21 protein-coding genes are annotated in these 18885 nt (G+C 64.4%); 11 read left to right on the top strand and 10 right to left on the bottom strand.

The genetic code is table 11. The features are described from left to right. Nucleotides 1–193 precede the first annotated feature (193 nt). The 4 genes from ACVW16_RS34070 to ACVW16_RS34055 all read left to right on the top strand — a co-directional run bounded on the left by ACVW16_RS34070 (nucleotide 194) and on the right by ACVW16_RS34055 (nucleotide 2675). Entirely contained in the window at nucleotides 194–1204 is a 1011-nt protein-coding gene (locus tag ACVW16_RS34070; RefSeq protein WP_456734982.1) for a hypothetical protein, read from the top strand. A 384-nt stretch (nucleotides 1205–1588) separates the two neighbouring features. Further along, nucleotides 1589–1906 (top strand): hypothetical protein, encoded by a 318-nt coding sequence (locus tag ACVW16_RS34065; RefSeq protein WP_456802556.1) that lies wholly within the window; start codon nucleotides 1589–1591, stop codon nucleotides 1904–1906. A 28-nt stretch (nucleotides 1907–1934) separates the two neighbouring features. Further along, nucleotides 1935–2327 (top strand): hypothetical protein, encoded by a 393-nt coding sequence (locus ACVW16_RS34060; protein WP_456734980.1) that lies wholly within the window; start codon nucleotides 1935–1937, stop codon nucleotides 2325–2327. A gap of 105 nt (nucleotides 2328–2432) precedes the next feature. Further along, entirely contained in the window at nucleotides 2433–2675 is a 243-nt protein-coding gene (locus tag ACVW16_RS34055; protein ID WP_456734979.1) for a hypothetical protein, read from the top strand. An 18-nt stretch (nucleotides 2676–2693) separates the two neighbouring features. Here the strand turns inward: ACVW16_RS34055 and ACVW16_RS34050 are convergent, their stop codons facing one another. From ACVW16_RS34050 to ACVW16_RS34025, 6 genes are all read right to left on the bottom strand, one after another. Further along, complete coding sequence (locus ACVW16_RS34050) at nucleotides 2694–2879, bottom strand: hypothetical protein (RefSeq protein WP_456703325.1); 186 nt, start codon at nucleotides 2877–2879, stop codon at nucleotides 2694–2696. 192 nt (nucleotides 2880–3071) lie between these two features. Further along, a complete protein-coding gene (minE, locus tag ACVW16_RS34045) occupies nucleotides 3072–3353 on the bottom strand; it encodes a cell division topological specificity factor MinE (protein ID WP_456703324.1) in 282 nt (93 codons plus the stop codon). After that, entirely contained in the window at nucleotides 3350–4165 is an 816-nt protein-coding gene (minD, locus tag ACVW16_RS34040) for a septum site-determining protein MinD (protein ID WP_092229016.1), read from the bottom strand. Before minD ends, minE begins: the two co-directional genes overlap by 4 nt. A 19-nt stretch (nucleotides 4166–4184) precedes the next feature. Next, entirely contained in the window at nucleotides 4185–4883 is a 699-nt protein-coding gene (minC, locus tag ACVW16_RS34035) for a septum site-determining protein MinC (RefSeq protein WP_456734978.1), read from the bottom strand. Between the two features lie 252 nt (nucleotides 4884–5135). Further along, nucleotides 5136–5393: a hypothetical protein gene (locus ACVW16_RS34030; RefSeq protein ID WP_456703322.1), complete on the bottom strand. Its 258-nt coding sequence runs from the start codon at nucleotides 5391–5393 to the stop codon at nucleotides 5136–5138. Between the two features lie 81 nt (nucleotides 5394–5474). After that, nucleotides 5475–6437: a DUF2778 domain-containing protein gene (locus ACVW16_RS34025; RefSeq protein ID WP_456705268.1), complete on the bottom strand. Its 963-nt coding sequence runs from the start codon at nucleotides 6435–6437 to the stop codon at nucleotides 5475–5477. Between the two features lie 189 nt (nucleotides 6438–6626). Between ACVW16_RS34025 and ACVW16_RS34020 the strand changes: the two genes are divergently transcribed. Together ACVW16_RS34020 and ACVW16_RS34015 are read left to right on the top strand one after the other, a co-directional pair. Beyond that, nucleotides 6627–7064, top strand: coding sequence for a DUF1810 domain-containing protein (locus ACVW16_RS34020; RefSeq protein ID WP_456734977.1), 438 nt, complete (start codon nucleotides 6627–6629; stop codon nucleotides 7062–7064). A 102-nt stretch (nucleotides 7065–7166) separates the two neighbouring features. Beyond that, on the top strand, nucleotides 7167–9248 hold the full coding sequence (locus ACVW16_RS34015; protein WP_456734976.1) for a methyl-accepting chemotaxis protein: 2082 nt from the start codon (nucleotides 7167–7169) through the stop codon (nucleotides 9246–9248). A gap of 17 nt (nucleotides 9249–9265) precedes the next feature. On the opposite strand, the gene ACVW16_RS34010 is transcribed toward ACVW16_RS34015, so the two are convergent. Together ACVW16_RS34010 and ACVW16_RS34005 are read right to left on the bottom strand one after the other, a co-directional pair. Next, a complete protein-coding gene (locus ACVW16_RS34010; protein WP_456734975.1) occupies nucleotides 9266–10234 on the bottom strand; it encodes an acyltransferase family protein in 969 nt (322 codons plus the stop codon). A gap of 105 nt (nucleotides 10235–10339) precedes the next feature. After that, nucleotides 10340–10930 (bottom strand): NADPH-dependent FMN reductase, encoded by a 591-nt coding sequence (locus tag ACVW16_RS34005; protein ID WP_456734974.1) that lies wholly within the window; start codon nucleotides 10928–10930, stop codon nucleotides 10340–10342. Nucleotides 10931–11594: 664 nt separating this feature from the next. Between ACVW16_RS34005 and ACVW16_RS34000 the strand changes: the two genes are divergently transcribed. Both ACVW16_RS34000 and ACVW16_RS33995 read left to right on the top strand, forming a co-directional pair. Continuing rightward, nucleotides 11595–12701, top strand: coding sequence for a DUF2336 domain-containing protein (locus ACVW16_RS34000; protein WP_456734973.1), 1107 nt, complete (start codon nucleotides 11595–11597; stop codon nucleotides 12699–12701). Then, a complete protein-coding gene (locus ACVW16_RS33995; protein ID WP_456703315.1) occupies nucleotides 12698–13012 on the top strand; it encodes a PilZ domain-containing protein in 315 nt (104 codons plus the stop codon). Before ACVW16_RS34000 ends, ACVW16_RS33995 begins: the two co-directional genes overlap by 4 nt. A gap of 627 nt (nucleotides 13013–13639) precedes the next feature. Here the strand turns inward: ACVW16_RS33995 and ACVW16_RS33990 are convergent. Next, nucleotides 13640–14317: a nitroreductase gene (locus ACVW16_RS33990; RefSeq protein ID WP_456734972.1), complete on the bottom strand. Its 678-nt coding sequence runs from the start codon at nucleotides 14315–14317 to the stop codon at nucleotides 13640–13642. 114 nt (nucleotides 14318–14431) lie between these two features. Here ACVW16_RS33990 and ACVW16_RS33985 point away from each other — a divergent pair, with 114 nt between their 5' ends. The 3 genes from ACVW16_RS33985 to ACVW16_RS33975 all read left to right on the top strand — a co-directional run bounded on the left by ACVW16_RS33985 (nucleotide 14432) and on the right by ACVW16_RS33975 (nucleotide 17067). Next, complete coding sequence (locus ACVW16_RS33985) at nucleotides 14432–15394, top strand: alpha/beta hydrolase (protein ID WP_456802555.1); 963 nt, start codon at nucleotides 14432–14434, stop codon at nucleotides 15392–15394. Nucleotides 15395–15500: 106 nt separating this feature from the next. Continuing rightward, the gene (locus ACVW16_RS33980; protein ID WP_148753029.1) at nucleotides 15501–15749 is read left to right on the top strand and encodes a hypothetical protein; all 249 of its coding nucleotides are present in this window, start codon (nucleotides 15501–15503) and stop codon (nucleotides 15747–15749) included. A gap of 256 nt (nucleotides 15750–16005) precedes the next feature. Then, nucleotides 16006–17067 carry a type II asparaginase gene (locus ACVW16_RS33975; RefSeq protein ID WP_456738533.1) on the top strand — a complete coding sequence of 354 codons (1062 nt, stop codon included), beginning with the start codon at nucleotides 16006–16008 and terminating at the stop codon, nucleotides 17065–17067. Between the two features lie 159 nt (nucleotides 17068–17226). On the opposite strand, the gene ACVW16_RS33970 is transcribed toward ACVW16_RS33975, so the two are convergent. Further along, nucleotides 17227–18849 carry an ABC-F family ATP-binding cassette domain-containing protein gene (locus ACVW16_RS33970; RefSeq protein ID WP_456703311.1) on the bottom strand — a complete coding sequence of 541 codons (1623 nt, stop codon included), beginning with the start codon at nucleotides 18847–18849 and terminating at the stop codon, nucleotides 17227–17229. Between the last annotated feature and the right edge of the window lie 36 nt (nucleotides 18850–18885).

Here is an 18885-nt window from a genome sequence, read left to right as displayed (position 1 = left end):
GCGGAACACGTACCCGTGTTCGGCACGGCTGGTTCCATCACCACATCTAACGGAAGACGGCCCCAGTGTCTCCATCGCCTCGCCTTGCTTTGGTCAAACGCGGCTGGACTCGTGGTGCCACGGGCTCGGGATGAGCTCACACAACAGATCGGCTCGCGCCAATGCGAACGACCAAGGGGTCAAAGGAGCTGCGATGCTCGCGACGTTGAACAGCCGCGAAATTGTCGATGAGATTGTGAAGGACACGATCAAGGACAACGATCCACACGATGCCGTGCAGATTTCGCCCGACATGGTGCCGGCCTCGCGCGCGAGCAGCGCTGCGCCGACGCTTGCACCTGAGTTCACGGCCCGTCATGAGCCCAAGATGGATATGAAGATAGATCCGAAGTTCGCGTCGGAGCCCAGAATCAATCTTGAGCCGAAGATGACGCACGCGCCGGAGCCACAAGCGGCGGCGCCCTCGGTCGACACAGCCGTCCGCATGACGGCGTATGACGGTCACGGCCGAGCGAGGCGATCGGCCGGCGGCAAATGGTTGCGCGGTGCGTTGCTCACGGTCCTGTTTGCAGGCGGCAGCGCGGCCGCTGCCATCGCCTGGGAGAGGCATGGCGATACCGCGAAACAGCTGCTCGCCGAGTGGACACCGTCCCTTGCATCGCTGCTGCCAGCGAGATCGCCGACAGCAACGGTCGCAGCCGCGGACCCCGCGCCGCCCGCCGCCCAGGATCGACCTGCCGATCAGTCTGCGCCGGCGCCCACAGCAGAGAGTGTCGCTGCCGCGCCCGCAGCTGCAGCAACCCAGCCCGACACCGCGCCATCAGTTGAAGCGATGACGCGCGACATCGCCGCGATGGCGCAGCAGATCGAGCAGCTCAAGGCCAACATCTCCGAACTAAAGGCCGGTCAGGAGCAGATGGCCCGCGAGATGGCGAAGGCGGCCCCAAAGCCGGTTGCCGAGGCGCGACCACCGGCCAATCCAGCCGCGCGCGTGCCTGGAATTCCGCCGCGGGCTGCGGCGCCACCGCTTCGCAAGCCGAAGCCGGTCGTGTCGCACACCTATATGCCCTCTTATGCGCCCGCGCCGGTGGCGCCTTCAGCGCCGCCGCCATCACAGGCCATTGCGACGCCGCCGCCGATCACGACGCAAGCGGTCGCCGATGATGACGGACCTGTCGTGCGTCCGCCCATGCCGGTGCACTAGAGCTGCACCGGGAGACTCGCGTCACGATGAGAAAGCGCAAACTGTCCGACTCGATGCGATGATGTGAGTCCGTGCAACTACGGTGCTGGGTTTGCTTGCGCCAAGAGAAAAGGCCGTCGGGATCTATGCCGCCGGCCTTCTCTTGCAGCTGCCGGTTCCCGGAGCCCGGTTCTGCTGCAATTCCATGTCCTATGATCACGCCGATATATTTAATTAAATCTTAATGCATGCGAACAGTGCACATGATTTCTGCGCCATAAACGCAGAGATTACGCGGTATGTTCATCGGCTAGATGTCGACTCAGTGTTATGATCCAGCATGTTTCGAAGACTTCCATGGAAGGCTTCATTTGAGAATCTCGGTCGTCACACCGGAGAATTCGAATGCCTTACTATTCCTTCGATCTCGTGGTTGGTGAAGAGTTCAAGAACCAGGGCGGGATCATTCTCGAAGACATCGAGGTCGCCTCCGATCGCGCGGTGCAATTGGCCAGCGAGCTGTCACAGGTGAGGCCTGAGCTGCAGCGGACGGGTTGCGCGGTGCGCGGTCACCGACCGCGATCACAACGAGGTCTATCGCACGCCACTCGATCCCGTTCCTTCCTGGCGGCGGTAGGACGCGCTTCGCGCATCGACGGCTCGAACAGTTCGTGCGCAACATCAGGCCCCGCAGCCATTGCAGAGCTACCCCCTGGACGCTAGCCTCCCCAAAAAATGAGGAGGACCCGGGATGCGATACCCCTTGCTGATGGCAGGCCTGTTGCTGATCGCAGCTCCCGCCCAGGCGGCTGATGACCACACGCGCTCGAACTATGTGACGATGGTGTTGCAGGCCTTCGCCGCCAAGGTCGAATGTCCGAATACCGACGTCGCTTACGAGGATCTGGTGCAGAAGGCGCAACAGATGCAGCTCCCCGACGGCACCACCGAGCAGGTGCGCAAGGCGATTGCCTGGATGCACACCGGGGGCAAGATGGGCGAGAAGCAGCCCGACGACCTCATGGCCGAGGTGGCCGTGGCAACCCAGATGACCGATCTCGACCAGCGCCGGCTCGGCATGGGCAATTGGTGCGAGAAACAGAAGACCAGCCTCGCCGGCCTGATCCGCAGCAAGGGCGGCTAGGCACTTTTCCCCGTCGTTAAGCACGCCGCGACGGAACTACCGTCCCGGCCCATAATCGTCACATTCCTGGCCAGCATGCGGGGCGTTTTCAAACGGGAGAACCCCATGCGGATCACTCATCTCGTCTTCGCCGGCGCGCTCACGGCGAGCGCCGTGGTGGCAGCGCCAGCGCTGGCGAAGAATGCCCAGAAGGGCGACGACAAGACGGCCTCCTCGTCCTGCAGCGCCTACCAGCAGGCCGCCGACGGTTCCTGGGAGCAGCTCCCCTGCAAGGAGACCGGCGAGCGCACGCAGCCGCAGACGCAGCACAAGCCGGCTACGCCAGGCGCCGATCAGGGCGAGCGCTAAACCGGGTGGCGACCACGCCTAACTGTGGGCCGGTCCGCGCATGATCTTCATGGCATCCGCGATGTGACGCCATTCCTTGGCTTCATCGGCGTCGCCGCGCCCTTCGCAGGCCTGCGCCTGTTCGGCAGCCTTTGCGATCGCGGCAAAACCATGTTGTTCCAGCATCTGCCGCGCGACAGTGTGAACCTGCAGCTCGGACATCATGGGCGCTCTCCCGTCTGGCGGAACCGCGGAGCCCCGGCCCGCGGATATCTCACAACGATTTCATGGCAGCTCCCGTTCCGCACCTCGCCGATCACATCGCCCCCCGGATTCTTGAACCGCCCAAACGATGAAGGCGGCCCGCCATGCCCGGCGGACCGCCTTTTCACCACCCCAAAAACTTCGGCCGTGTCCCTACGCGACCGCCGCTTTCTTGCGCTCGAAATCGTTGGGCACCTCGATGTCCACCTCGAGCGTCGAGACCTCGTCGCCGCGCTCGAGCCGCACGATCACCTTGGTCGGGTCCAGCGTCACGTGCCTGGACACGACGGCGAGAATTTCCTCACGCAGCACGCCGAGCAGATCGGGCTGGCCGCGCATGCCGCGTTCATGGGCCAACAGGATCTGCAACCGTTCGCGAGCGACGGGTGCGGACGCCTTGGTGCCGCGGAGAAGCCGGAGCAGACCCATGCTCATGCAGCCCTCCGTCGCAGCAGGCGATCCATGAAGCCCTTGCGCTCGGTCGGCACCTGCATCGGCACGGTGTCGCCGCACAGCCGCCGCGCCGCGTCGATATAGGCCCGCGCGGGCGCGCCATCCGCGTTCGAGAGCGTCACCGGCGTGCCGACATTGGAGGCCTTCAGCACGTCCTGGCTCTCGGGGATGATGCCGAGCAAGGGCGTTGCGAGGATCTCCAGGATGTCGTCGATGGTCAGCATCTCGCCGCGCGCGGCGCGCGAGGGATCGTAGCGGGTGATGAGAATGTGCTTTGCGACCCGCTCGCCCTTCTCGGCCCGCACGGTCTTGGAATCGAGCATGCCGATGATGCGGTCGGAGTCGCGCACCGAGGACACTTCCGGATTGGTGACGATCACGGCCTCGTCCGCAAAGCGCATGGCCATGGAGGCGCCGCGCTCGATCCCCGCCGGGCTGTCGCAGATCACCCAGTCGAACCTGCTGCGCAGGTCGGCGATGACCTTGCCGACGCCCTCTTCCGTGAGCGCGTCCTTGTCGCGGGTTTGCGAGGCCGGCAGCAGCCACAAATTCTCCAGCCGCTTGTCGCGGATCAGCGCCTGCGGCAGCTTGGCCACGCCCTGCACCACGTTGATGAGATCGAACACCACGCGGCGTTCGGCGCCCATCACGAGGTCGAGGTTGCGCAGGCCGACGTCGAAATCGACGACGACGACCTTGTCGCCGCGTTGCGCCAGCGCAGCGCCCAGCGCGGCAGTCGTCGTGGTCTTGCCGACGCCGCCCTTTCCTGATGTTACGACCAGTACCTTGGCCATCTCAAATATCTCCTTCTGGTCAGTTCAGCGCAGTAATTCGCATGGTGCTGCCTTCGAGCCAGGCCTGCGCAGGCCGGCCACGCAGGGCATCGTCGATATCGTCGGCAGTCTGATAAAATCCATCGATTGCAAGCAGTTCGGCTTCGATCTTCTGACAAAAGATGCGCGCGCTCGCGTGACCGTTCACGCCTGCCATGGCGCGACCGCGGAGTGCGCCGTAGATGTGGATGGAGCCGCCGGCGACGACCTCGGCACCGGACCCGACCGAGCCGAGAATGGTGACGTCGCCTTCAGGGAAGATGATGGTCTGGCCGGAGCGCACCGGGCTGTCGAGCAGCAGCGAGGTCGGCTTGGTCTCGGCTTTCGCCTCCGACTTCTTCGGCGCGGTCTGCTCGACCACGCAACTGCGCCCGCCCGAGAGCAGTGGCGGCATCGACGGCGTCAGCCGCGCCTCCTCCACCCCCTCGATACCGAGAACGCGAATGTTGCGATCCCCGAGGCTGGTCAGCAGATGATTGATGCCGGACTGGCTGAGATCGACCGAGGACAGGTCGATGACCACGGGCCGGCCGGCGAAGAAGCCCGGCGAGCGCGCAATGGTGGCGTCGATCTCCTGGAGCCAGTCCTGGATCGGAACGGTCGGGACGAACACGAAGGCCACGTAGGAGCGCCCGCGGAGGCGCACCATCTGGCGTTGAGGTTTTGCTAGGGCCTCCATGGCGGCCGACTCGTTTCCCGTTATTGAATGGTTAACGATGCGACCGATATGGTTAATGGCCGGTTAATTTCTCCGCCGGGTTACGTGGTTCGGATCATCGCGCTCAGGCGCATCCTTAAGGGGCAGCGGCCTGACCAGCGATGCCGCCGATTTTGCTGGCGTCGATCCCGGCTTCATCCGCATCGGCAGCCACTTCCAAAAGGCTGAGACGGCATGGCGGCGACCGGTCATCGAGAGTCGTTGGTGCCCCGCCTAGAGCAGCTTCGCGCTCACGAACAGCGCGCGTACCGCGTTGGTCGCCTGAACTGCAAGCATGGCATTGCTGGCAGCGCCTTCCAGCGCATGGACGGCATCGTCATGCAGCGAGCGGAATTCCATCCACTCGACCGACTTGAAGTTGGTGAGGAATTGATAGGCCTGGCCAACGGTCGCAATCGCCAGGGTGTCACCGTTCAGCTTGATCTTGAACGTCGTGCGCAGCGGGGTCTCGGAGCTTGTTGGATCACTCATGGGCTGCTTCTGGACGACAACGGCTTAACGAAGGGAAAACGGCAGCCCCGCCGCAGCAGGCTAGGGGTCAGGCATCAACTATCAGGAATCGGTGCTGGCGCGCTGCGAAGCGGTCGTTGATCGGCCCAGGCTCGGCACCACGACCAGACGATTGAACTCGCCATTGTCGTAAGCCTTGAGGAAACGATCATAGTCCTTGATCGAGACGCAGCCGTTGGAATCGCCGCGCGGCCCGAGCATGTAGGTGTGGGTGAGCAGGCCGACGCGACCGAGCGCGCTGGTACCGTCCGTCGGTGTCATCCGTAGCGCCCGAACGCCGTGGAATAGTTTTTCGCGCGGCTTCAGATCGTAGGTCGCAGGCGGAGTGGCGCCGACCATGCGCTGGTCGACATGATCGGGATCGTCCATCAGTGCGCCCATGCCCGAATGGGCCTCGATCGTCACGCCGCTCGGCAAGTAGAGCGCCTTGGCCTTGATGTCATAGACCGCCGTCCGCGAATCGTAGCCGAGCGCGGCAAGATCCGGCGCCTTGCCGAACAGGCCGCTATCTGGCGTCAGCGACGCCAGCTTGATCTTGTCGGTGAATTTTTCGAAGAAGTTGCGGTTATCGACCCTGGGATTGGTGTCGGCATAGGCCTGGCTCGAGGCGATCTGGGCTGAGAAGTCCGCCTGCACGGGCCGCGAGCGTGGCATCGGGACTGCGTCGGCGCGTTGCGAAGGCCTGGCCGGTTCTTCGGTCGCAGGCTGCTGCTGCTGGTCGTTCTCGGTCAGTATCGAACGCCAGTCATCGCCCTGAAGCTTCTGGGCGAGCATCGCCTTGGCATCGCGCAGCTTGAGCTGGACCGCATTCAGGGCGGAGCGCTCCATCGTCCGCAGCCCGAGCTCGCGCGCGGGCGGGTTGGCGGACAGCGACGCGAAACGATCGTCGAATGACGGGGAAATGGCCGGCGGCAAGGCAGCTGTGACCAACGGGGTGGAATCGCCGATATCCGCGACCCACGCGGCGGCGCCGAGCGCCAGCGCGATGGCAGCCATCGACAGCAATATTGTCTCGGCTCGCCCAACACGGCGGCGCGACAACAGCCTCTCGGCGCTTGCGCGGTCGGAAACCATCAGATCCCCAAATCGACCCCCGGGGGGCCCAACCCCCACCCGGAGACTCTATACCAGCTACCACATTGGGAGCCAAAAGTTAGGCATAATCGCGGCCGGCAAATCCTCCGGAGGTATCCAGTGACCGATCCTTTCGATCTTGAGCGCTTTGTCAGGGCACAAAACCCGATTTTTCGTGCCGTGCAGGGGGAGCTGGCCCAGGGCCGGAAGCAAAGCCACTGGATGTGGTTCATCTTCCCGCAGATCGCTGGCCTCGGGTTCAGCGCCATGTCCCAACGCTACGCTATCGGCTCGCGTGCGGAAGCCGAGTCCTATCTTGCCCACCCCCTGCTCGGCTCGCGTCTCGTCGACTGCACGCGCCTCGTTCTCGCGGTCGAGGGACGAACAATCAACGCAATTCTCGGCGCACCCGACGATGCCAAATTCCGTTCGTCGATGACGCTGTTCGGCGCGGTGTCCGACGAGCCCATTTTCGATGAGGCGCTCGCCAAATATTTCGCCGGCCAGCGCGACGATGCAACGCTCGGGATTCTCGATAGGCTCGAGCGAAATGCCTAGCTGCGTCCGCTATCCGGGGCGCAGCGTAAACCGGCGATTAATACGCCCCCCTTATGTCTTGGAGAATATCTTTCTCCACCTGCGCCCATTGCCGGACAGATCATGAAAATCGGTACGCTGCTGACCACCGCCATCGTCTCGCTCTCGACCGTTGGCGGCGGCCTCGCCGTCTATGTTGCCGTGACGAAATACCAGACGATGGAAAGGATCACCGAGGCGCAGGGCCGGCTCGCGATCGTCCGCGCCGTCAGCGACATCCCGCGCTATCTCAACCCCGAGCGCGGCTTCGCCACCAACATCCTCTACGGGCCGGCGACCATCGACCCCGCACTGCTTGCCGAGCACGACAAGCTGCGCAAGCAGACCGACGGCGCGCGCGACAGGATGAACGTGCTGCGCAAGGAGCTGCCCGGCCCGTTCGACGACGGCGCGGCCACCGGCAGCAAAATCGATGCGCTGAATGCGAGGTTCACCGCGCTGCGTGAGGCCGTGGACAAGGCGATCGCAGGACCGGCCGATGCCCGCAAGGACGCGGCCAGGAAGATCGTCGCCGATAACGCCGTGCTCAATAGCGGCGTCACTGCGCTGCTCGACGAGCAGGTCCGCCGCATGGCAATCCTGAACGGCGACGCCTACCGGCAGGCCAGCTACGCCAACCTCGCCATGACGCTTCGCGACATCGGCGGCCTCAACGCCAGCCTGCACAAGAATCTCGTCGGCTCGAAAAAGGTGGCGACCGAGGTCGAGAAGCTCGACATCGCGCGTTCACAGGGGCGCAACGACCAGCTCGTGATATCGCTGCAGGAGCTGCGCGGCAATCCGGCGACGCCCGCCAATGTCGCCTCCGCGCTCGAGACGATGAACTCGGACTATGTCGAGGCTTTCGGCCGCGAGCAGAAGCTCGTCAAGGAAGGTGCGGCGAACGGCAAATACGAACACGACGTCGGGACCTACTACGCGGCATCGCAAGTTGGTCTCGGCGCGATCATCGGCGTGCGCGACGCCTTCTACGACAATGCCGAGCAGATCCTCGCCGGCGCGTCTGCCGCCGCGCGCACCAGCTTCGCGATCGCGCTGGTCGGCCTGCTCGCCGTGCTGATCGCCAGCGCCGGCCTCATCGTCATGGTCCACCGCCGCGTCTGCGCGCCGATCGTCGGCCTGACGACGCGGATGTCACGGCTAGCCGACGGCGACGTCACCGAAGAGATCCCCGGTGCCGAGCGCTCCGATGAGATCGGGGCGATGGCGGCAGCCGTCCGGGTCTTCAAGGACGGCATGATCCGTGCCGAGCGGCTCGCAGCCGAAAAGCACGCCGAGAACGACGGCAAGATGCGCCGCGCCCAGGCGCTCGACGAATTGACCCGCGCTTTCGAGGCCAAGGTTACCGAGCTGGTCGGCGGCCTGTCGCAGGCGTCCTCGACCATGGAGAGCACCGCGCAGTCGATGACCTCGACGGCGGCCCAGACCAACAGCCAGGCCGCGGTCGTGGCCGCCGCCTCCGAGCAGACCTCGACCAACGTGCAGACGGTCGCGAGCGCGACCGAAGAGCTGACCTCCTCGATCGCCGAGATCGGCCGGCAGGTCGCACAATCGACCGAGATCGCGGCCCGCGCCGTCGACAACGCCCGCCGCACCGGCGACACCGCGCGCGCCCTCGCCGACGGCGCGCAGAAGATCGGCGACGTCGTCACGCTGATCCAGAGCATTGCCGAGCAGACCAATCTGCTGGCGCTCAACGCCACCATCGAAGCCGCCCGTGCCGGCGACGCCGGCCGCGGCTTTGCCGTGGTCGCCTCCGAAGTGAAATCGCTGGCCGGCCAGACCGCCAAGGCCACCACCGAGATCTCCGAGCAGATTTCGGCGATCCAGGCCGCGAGCGACGAGACCGTGACTGCGATCCGCAACGTCGCCGACGTCATCGCCGAGATCGACCAGATCGGCAGCGCAATTGCCGCCGCGATCGAGGAACAGGGCTCGGCGACCAAGGAGATCGCGCGCAGCGTCCAGGAAGCCGCCCGCGGCACTCAGGAGGTCAATGCCAACATTTCAGGCGTGCAGCGCGCTGCCGACGACACCGGTGCAGCGGCGCAAGAAGTGTTGGGCGCCGCCGAGCAGCTCTCGACGCAGTCACGCGACCTCGCCGGCCAGTTCGACCGCTTCCTCGGTGAAGTCAGGGCTGCGTAACAAGAGCCGGCCGCATCTCAGGCGGCGGCCCTTGCCATCGTGCGTTTACGTCCGAGGGTGATGAAGGGCATTTCGACCAGCCGCCACATCAGCCAGGCCGCGGGTGTCGTGATCAACAGCGCTGCCAGGAACAGGGACGCAGCGCGGAAGAATGGCAGCTGGTCGGACGGCAGCAGACGGCCCACGATCCCAAGTCCGATGACGTGCAAAAGATAGAAGCTGTATGATATTTGCCCGTAGAACCGGGCGATGTCGACATCGAAGGGCCGCAGCATAACAAGCTTGCGGGGGCCGAAGGCCGCAAGACAAACCAGCACGGACGCGCACAGCGTTTCAAACGCGATCGTGACCGCGGTCTGCTTGCGAACCGCGACGATCACCATCACGACGAGCGCGGCGGTGGCGACGAGCGCTGCCCGAGACGAGTGCGATGCCCTGCTCAGCGTGACCGCGCCCGCTTGCAGGAGCAGGCCGACGACGAACGCATAAAGCGGGGCAAGATTGGTGAATCCGCCGAGCAGGTGGACATAGGGGCCCCAGGACGAGATTGCGACGAGGATGCCGACGAGGATCCACACCGGCGTCGCTCCATGCCGCCTCAGCACGGCGTGGGATGCGACGATCAACGGAACCGCGACACACTCCACCGTGAGGGACCACATCACGCCGTTGATGTCGCTCTTGATGAGAAGCGCGTTGAGGATGACGTTGAGCGCGTCGAAAGAAGGCTGGAAGCCCGTATAGAAACCCAGACTTTGATAGGCCAATGTCAGCGACAGCACCGTTGCGATTGCAGCCGGCAGCAGCCTGAAAAGCCGGTGACGCACGAAAGTGACCGGATCAGGATCGCGATCCAGCGATCGCGCGAGCAGGAAACCGCTCAGCACGAAGAAGACGACGACCGGCGCCATTCCGGTGGCGATCATATCCCAGGACTGCATGCAGGCGTGGAACCCGAGCACCGAGACAGCCGCATACCCACGCATGGCCTCAAGTCGCGGCAGAAACGCTGGATTCCGATCTGCTTCCATGGCGGCGACGGTTAACCCAGCAGATCGATCACGGCAACAGCGCCGGGGAAAGCGACGCGCCTAATACGGCGGCGCCTTGCGCGCGCGTTGCGCTTTCGCCGCTTCGATCCACCAGGTGAGATCGTCGGCAAGGCGCGGGAACGAGCGCTCCAGCGCCTTGCCGCCCTCGCCAATCGGCTCGCTCTCGGCCGACAGCGTCTGCGCGATTGGCCCCACGCCGATGGTGCTCGAGACTACCACCATGCCCATCTCCGACAGGGTGCCGTGCCAGGCCGTCGAGGCGCGCGCGCCGGACAGGCGGCCGGCGGAATAGCTCACGATCGCAGCCGGTCGCCAGAACCACTCTTCGAGAAAATGGTCGGTGAGGTTCTTCAGGCCGGGCTGGATGCCCCAATTATATTCACCGGTGACGAAGACGAAGCCGTCAGCGCCGCGGATCTGGCCGGCCAGCTTCTCCAGCGCCTCGGGCGCCTCCCCCTTGGGGTATTCCTTGTACATGCGGTCGAGCATCGGCAGGCCGATCGCCTTGGCGTCGATGAACTCGACCTCCTCGCCACGCTGGCGCAGGCGATCGATGACGAAATTCGCAAGGCGGATGCCCATGCGGTCGGAACGGTAGGACCCGTAGAGGACGAGAATGCGATTGCTCATGGCGGCAGGCTAGCACAAACGGCGGAGCGGGCCTCCACCGATTTGCCGCGCTATCGTTTTCGCTCGAATTCAAGCGTCTGCGACGGCGGCTCGCCGCACTGGCGGCGGTAACTTCGCGAGAAATCGGACAGTTCCGCCCGTCATTGGGCCACTGCGTCCAGCGCACCGGAACGATGTCGGCGATCGCCGCGTCCACCGCGCCGATCGCGGATTCCCGCATGGCCGTCGGCTTCAGCGACACTTCCCCGGGGGGCACCTCCTCGATGGTGTTGGAGGCCGCACCGCTACCACCAATGACGGTGACGGAGCGATCTCGCTGCGCACCGTTCACGCGAATTGGCACGTCGAGACCGTCCATCGCGAATCCGACCAGGTGCAATCAGCGCCGCCAAGCGACCCGCATCCGGCACAAACACCGCACTGATGTTCTCTTTCGAACACCTGCCAGGACCGAAAGAATCGTCCTCGCCCGCTCATCAGTTGGCGAGTGCTCGATCGAAAGACCAAGCGAACGCTGGTGCCCTGCCGAATTTCGATATCGTTTCAGTGAGGCTGACGGTGCGACGATACCCCGGCAGCGCGATCTCGAAATTCCAAATTAACGTCTGTAGGGCGCAATGACGGGTATTGGATCGTCAAATTTTATTTCATTTCAGGCCCTGCCATGTTGGCAAATTCGCCTGCCGGTATTCTTGTCGAATTGGAAGACGCGGTCGCAGCGTGTCCGCCGGAGCGATGCGCGCGCATTCTCGCTGGCATCATCAACCTGCTCACCGCGAACCCGGACCGACCGCAGGAATTGCTCGCGGCCGTGGCCGACGGCGTCTTGCTGCGCCTCATCGAGCGGGTCGCGACCGACGCGCTGGTCCAGCTCAGCGCGGCGCTTGCCGCGCTTGCAGTGGCCCCACCCGAAACGTTGCGGCGTCTTGCCATGCACGACAACCCGGACGTGGCGTGTCCCGTCCTGCTCAAATCGCGGGCACTCGCCGCGACCGATCTGGCGGCGATTGCGGCCTCCTGCGGCGAGCGGCAGCAGAGCGCGATCGCAGCCCGCGACTGTATCGAGCCTGACGTGACCGAGGCGCTGATCAAGCGCGGCGCCCCGATCTGCCTTGCGCTGATCAAGAACCCCGGAACAAAATTCTCCGATGCGGCCTATGCCGCACTGATCGCCGGGTCCGATCGTGGCGGCGAGATTGCGAAAGCGCTGGTGCTCCGACCCGGCACACCCGACCTGGTCGTGCGCAGGCTACTCGGCGCCCCGCCAGGCAAGACGACGCCGGCCAGGCCCACCGCATCCTCCGTTCGCTCAGCGCAGGACGCCGCGCCTGCGCTTCAGAAGCTGCCCGGCTCGGCGGAGTATGCGTGCGCACGACCCGAGATCGTCGCGCTCAACCGCGTCGGCAAGCTCAACGATTCTACGGTCAACCGTTTCGCAATCCGCGGCGAGACCGCCAATCTGCTCACCGCCTTGTCGGTGCTCTCAGGGGCTCCGATCGAGATCGTTGAGCAGGTCATGATTGACGAGGATTGCGAGGGATTGGTGATGGCCTGCCGCGCCTCGCGCCTGAACTGGGCGACGACGCTTGCGATCCTGAGCAACCGCAGCGGCGCGCGGCTCTCCTTCGCCCAGCGCGAACGCGCGAAGCACATCTTCGAAACGCTTCTGTTGTCGACCAGCCAGTGGACGGTGCGCTGGGGAGAGATCACAACCAACGCCGGCAAAAGCGATCCGGGGCATCGCGGCACGACAACGGGGAATAGCCGATGAAATTAAATGGCCGCAAGGATGCTCGCGTGAAAATGGACCACCGCCATCCCGTCAATTTGATGGGTTCGGACGGCACCTGGCGACGCAGCTGCATCCTGCTCGACGTGTCGCAAACGGGCGCCAAGATCGAGGTCGAGGGTACACTCGACGTGCTGCAAGCCAAGGAATTTTTCATGGTGCTGTCGTCGACCGGGCTCGCCTACCGGCGCTGCGAACTGGTCTGGATCGACGGCACCGTGGCCGGCGTGCACTTCATCAACGGGGACCGCAGAAAGAAATCGGCGAACGCAGCCGCCGCGCAGAGCAAATAGGCAATTCGGTTGAAGTCATCGTCGAGCCAGCTCATCTCCAATAAGCTGTCGCAAGTGCCGTCCGCCGGCCGTCGAGAGCATCAACGAGGTCGTGCGTATCCTCACGATCCCGGATATTTCGCCGCGCGGATCGAGCACCGGAATTACAAGCCGATGATGCCGCGCGCGGACGCGTGTCAGGTTCTCTGCGGGGTGACCGGGAGGCTGGAGAAGCCGCAGGTGTTCAAAGTGGTCGCACTCTCGCGATGAACGCGGGCCAGGCCGGCGGACGGAATGATCGCGGGAGCCGCTTAGTGCGTAGCCCGGTATTTGATGCGACGCGGAATCGAGCGGCAGGCCAGTCCTTCGGCAAGCAGCTTCATATCCTCGCGCCGGCCACTGCGGACCAGCCTGCTGAACTCTTCAGGAGTAAAAGGAAGACTGGGATCATCATCGATCGGGCCGCGCACAGGCGGGCCGAAGAACCATCGAACCAGGCTAGCTAGCCGCCGCATGTCAATTCCCTCGCGCCAGCAACAAACCTTTCAGTCCCTGTATTGTTCCTCCTGCACGCTGGAGATTGCAAGAGGCCGCAACGAGTCCGCACGAAAAATTTCGTGAGGGAATATCTCCTCCGGCCTCTCCGCTTCAGTCGGCGAAGCCGACATAGCGCACGAACCCGTCGTTGTTCTCGCGATCCGAACGAACGGCGTTCGCGGCAAAGTTGTCGTCGGGATAACCCATCGCGACGCAAGTCATGATGACCTCGTCTTCGGGAATCCCTGCGACCTCGCGCACGATGTCCGAGCGCATGATGCCCTGCCCGTTGATCACCGAGCCAAGACCGCGGTCCCAGGCCGCCAGCACGATGCCATAGCAGAGTGCGCCGAGATCGAAATGGCAGACCGCGCCGGGATCGAGCACGCGATCATAGGTCAGCACCAGCGAGACCGGCGCGTCGAACTGGCGAAAGCCGCGCAGCACCCAGTCCTGCCGCATCGGCTTGTCGTCGCGCGCGATTCCCATCGCGCCGAACAATTTCTTGGCGATGTCGACCTGGCGCGTTCGGTGAACACCCTGGTACTCGCCGTGGCTGACGATGTCGCGCTTGACCTTGGCGCCTCCAACCATCTCTTCCATGTTGCGGCGGCGCACCTGTTCGAGCGGCACGCCGGTGAGCACATGGACGTGCCATGGCTGGGTGTTCATTGACGATGGTGCGCGCTTGGCACTCTCGATGATCGCCTCGACCACGGCGCGCGGCACCGGCTCGTTCCTGAAACCGCGCACGCTGCGGCGCGACTGGACCAGCGTTTCGAATTCCACCTTGAAACCTCCCTGCCTTCTTCCGGCGCGCAGCGGGGCGACCGGTTGCCGATGCGGCGCGCGAAATCTATGCTACCGGGCAAGCAAGACCAAGAACCTCGTGAGGACCCGACAATGGCAATCCCGCTCGATCCCGTCATCGCAGAGATCATTCCGACGTTGCCGCTGCGCGATCCCGCGACGATGACGCCCCAGAGCGCTCGCGATTCCTTGCGCGCACTCGCTGCCTCGCGTGCCGGCGCGCCGCCCCCGCCCGTCGATGTCGTGCAGGATATCACGGTGAAGGGCGGCGCCGGTCCGCTGAATGCGCGCCTCTACCGCGTTGGCAATGCGCCCGCTCCCACCGTGGCGTTCTTCCACGGCGGCGGCTGGGTCGCTGGCGACCTCGAGACCCATGACCGGCAGGCGCGCAATCTGGCGATCGAGACCGGCGCGGTCGTGGTATCGGTCGACTATCGCCGCCCGCCGGAGACGCGCTTTCCCGGCGCCTTCGAGGACGCCTTCGCAGCGGCGAGCGACGTGTTCGACCGCGTCGCGGAATTCGGCGGCGACGCACGGCGTCTCGGCGTTGCCGGTGACAGTGCCGGCGGCAACCTCGCCGCTGCGACCGCGATCGCTTGCCGCGACGCGGGCATCGAGCTCGCAGGGCAGCTGCTGGTCTATCCCGTGACCGATGTCGTCGGCTTCTATGCGGATGCACGCGAGAACGCCGGCTTTCCGTCACGCGCGGAAAATGCCGAGGGCTACTTCCTCTCCCGCGCGGTCATGGAATGGTTTGCCCGCCACTATCTCGCTGAGCCAAGTCACGCCGGCGATTGGCGAGTCTCGCCACTGCGGGCTGCCACGCTGGCAGGCCTCGCACCTGCCGTCGTGACCACGGCCTGGTTCGACCCGCTGCGTGACGAAGGCGTGGCCTATGCAAAGGCGCTGGAAGCTGCCGGCGTGCCGGTCAAGCATCATGCGGGCGCCGGGCTGATCCACGGCTATTTCGGGCTCGGCGACGCTTCCGACGTCGCTCGTGACGAAGCGCAACGCGCGCGCGCTGATTTCGGGACGTTGCTGGCGCGCGGGACCTGATCGCATTGCTGAAAAAAGCAGCGGCACCCGGGTGCGCCTGCTTGATTGCGCCACGATTCCGGGCTCCAATCGGCGCTGCCAATTTTTTGGTTTTAGGGAGACACCCATGATGAAGCGGATTTTCCTGGCTGCGATCGTTGCCACCTTCGCAGCCGGTTCGGCGCTGGCGGACGACACTTGCGAGAGCAAGGCCGTCGGCAAGGATGGCAAGGCGCTCGCCGGCGCCGCCAAGACCTCGTTCATGAAGAAGTGCAAGGAGGACGCCTGTGCGCCCAAGGCCGTCGGCTCCGACGGCAAGCCGCTCGCCGGCGCCGCCAAGAACAGCTTCATGAAGAAGTGCGAGATGGGCGCCTAGCGCCTGCGCATTCGCGACCTTTCTGGCGGGCGACCAGCAAACGAGCGACGCCACGGCCGGGCCTGTCCCGGCCATTCTCGTTCTGATTTCCCAAACAGGAGAGACAAAAGACTTTCGCCACCTGGGCGCGCATGACAACCCTAGACAGACAGCCTCCGCTGACGGATCATGGAGTGCTGAGCGAACCGGGGCGCATCGACGAGGCTTCTAGCACAGGGTGGTCGAGATGTGGCAATTTGGAGTACGTAATCAGATCATGGCGACCGTGAGCATGCTGTTCGCGCTGCTCATCAGTCTCGAAGCCGCACACGCGAGGGGCCCCGGTCTGCCCAACGTCATGGTTCTGGCAACCGGCGGCACGATCGCCGGCACCGGCGCAAGCAGCACCACCGTCGTCGGCTACACCGCAGCCACTGTTGGCATCGACACCCTCCTCAACGCCGTCCCCGAACTGAAGACGGTGGCCAACGTCAAGGGCGAGCAGGTGTTCCAGATCGCCAGCGAGAACATGAACAATGACTACTGGCTCAAGCTTGCAAAGCGCGTGAACACGCTGCTCGCGCAGGACGACGTCGATGGGATCGTGATCACCCACGGCACCGATACGATCGAGGAAACCAGCTATTTCCTGGACCTCGTGGTCAAGAGCAGGAAACCTGTCGTCGTCGTCGGCGCAATGCGACCATCGACGGCGATCAGCGCGGATGGACCGATCAACCTCTACAATGCGGTGATCCTCGCAGGCAGTGAAGAGGCGGTCGGCAAGGGCGTGCTGGTGTCCCTCAACGACCAGATCAACGCGGCGCGCGAGGTGACCAAGACCAATACATCGACGGCAGACACCTTCCGCACGCCGGAGCTCGGCTTTCTCGGTTACATGCAGGGCAACAAGCCGTACTTCTACCGTCAGTCCACGCGCCGGAACACGGTGGATTCGGAATTCGACGTCTCCAATCTCGATACGCTGCCGCAGGTCGACATCGTCTACGGCTACGCCAACATGAACCGGGTCGCGGTCGACGCCTTTGTCGCCGCGGGAGCAAAGGGGATCGTGCATGCGGGCGTGGGCGATGGCAGCCTTGCCCGGCCCGCGGTCGAGCCGGCGCTCGACGAGGCCCACAAGAAAGGTGTCGCGATCGTTCGCAGCAGCCGCGTCGGCAACGGCATCGTCGCGCGCAATGGGGAAGCCAAGGACGACGAACACGACTTCATCGTCTCGGATACGCTCAATCCTCAGAAAGCGCGGATCCTGCTGATGCTGGCGCTGACCAAGACGAGCGACAGCAAGGAGATCCAGCGGATGTTCTACACTTATTAGAGCATCCGAAGCGATGCAGCGGCTGGGCTCGATGAGGTCGGTTCAATCGATGTGATCCGCGAACTCCGGACACCTCTCCCGAAGGGAGAGGTGTCCCTGAGCCAGCGATCGGGCCTGAGCCATCGCTCGCTTTTGCGGAAGGGTCGCGCCACGCAAATGCTAGCTCCGCAGCCCCGGCGCTTCCTGCCCGGTGCGCGCGACGTATTCCGTGTAGCCGCCGCCGTATTGGTGGATGCCCTCGGGCGTCAGCTCGAGCACGCGGTTCGACAAGGTCGCGAGGAAGTGGCGATCATGCGAGACGAACAGCATGGTACCTTCGAAGTCCGACAATGCGGTGATCAGCATTTCCTTGGTGGCGAGGTCGAGATGGTTGGTCGGCTCGTCCAGCACCAGGAAGTTCGGCGGGTCGAACAGCATCTTCGCCATCACCAGCCGCGCCTTCTCGCCGCCCGAGAGCACGCGACAGCGCTTCTCGACGTCGTCGCCCGAGAAGCCGAAGCAGCCGGCCAGCGCGCGCAGGGAGCCCTGCCCCGCGGTCGGAAACTGGTCTTCCAGCGACTGGAACACGGTGCGCTCGCCATCGAGCAGATCCATCGCGTGCTGTGCGAAATAGCCCATCTTGACGCTGCCGCCGAGCGCCACGGTTCCCTCGTCCGGCTCGCTTGCACCCGCGACGAGCTTGAGCAGCGTCGACTTGCCGGCGCCGTTGACGCCCATCACGCACCAGCGCTCCTTGCGGCGGATCATGAAATCCAGCCCGTCATAAATCCGCTTGCTGCCATAACCCTTGTAAACGTTCTTGAGCGCAACGACGTCCTCGCCTGACCGCGGCGCCGGCGGGAAGTCGAAGGCAATGCTCTGGCGGCGGCGCGGCGGCTCGACCCGCTCGATCTTGTCGAGTTTCTTCACCCGGCTCTGCACCTGCGCGGCGTGCGAGGCGCGCGCCTTGAAGCGCTCGATGAACTTGATCTCCTTCGCGAGCATCGCCTGCTGGCGCTCGAACTGCGCCTGCTGCTGCTTCTCGTTCAGCGCACGCTGCTGCTCGTAGAATTCGTAGTTTCCGGTGTAGGTGGTGAGCGAACCGGAGTCGATCTCGACCACTTTCGAGATCACGCGGTTGATGAACTCGCGGTCATGCGAGGTCATCAGGAGCGTGCCTTCGTAGTCGTGCAAAAACTTCTCCAGCCAGATCAGGCTTTCAAGATCGAGATGGTTGCTCGGCTCGTCGAGCAGCATCACGTCGGGACGCATCAGGAGAATGCGGGCCAGCGCCACGCGCATCTTCCAGCCGCCGGAGAGCTTGCCGACGTCGCCGTCCATCATCTCCTGGCTGAAGCCGAGGCCGGACAGCGCCTCGCGCGCTCGGCCGTCGAGCGCATAGCCGTCGAGCTCCTCGAAGGCGTGCTGCACCTCGCCGTAGCGGGCGATGATCTCGTCCATTTGGTCGGCCTTGTCGGGGTCGGCCATGGCGGCCTCGAGCTCGCGCAGCTCGGCCGCGACCTCGCTGACGGGACCTGCGCCATTCATCACCTCGGCCACGGCACTGCGGCCAGACATCTCGCCGACGTCCTGGTTGAAGTACCCGATGGTGATGCCGCGGTCGGTCGAGACCTGCCCCTCATCTGGCAGTTCCTCACCGGCGATCATCCGAAACAGCGTGGTCTTCCCGGCGCCATTGGGGCCGACGAGGCCGATCTTCTCACCCTTGTTGAGGGCGGCGGAAGCTTCGATGAACAGGATCTGGTGGCCGGCTTGCTTGCTGACGTTGTCGAGGCGGATCATGGGCTCATTTGGGGGGAATTTTGCGTTGCAGCGTCA

This window comes from Bradyrhizobium sp. USDA 4474, from assembly GCF_054057515.1.
This window is presented reverse-complemented; position numbering and strand designations above follow the sequence as displayed.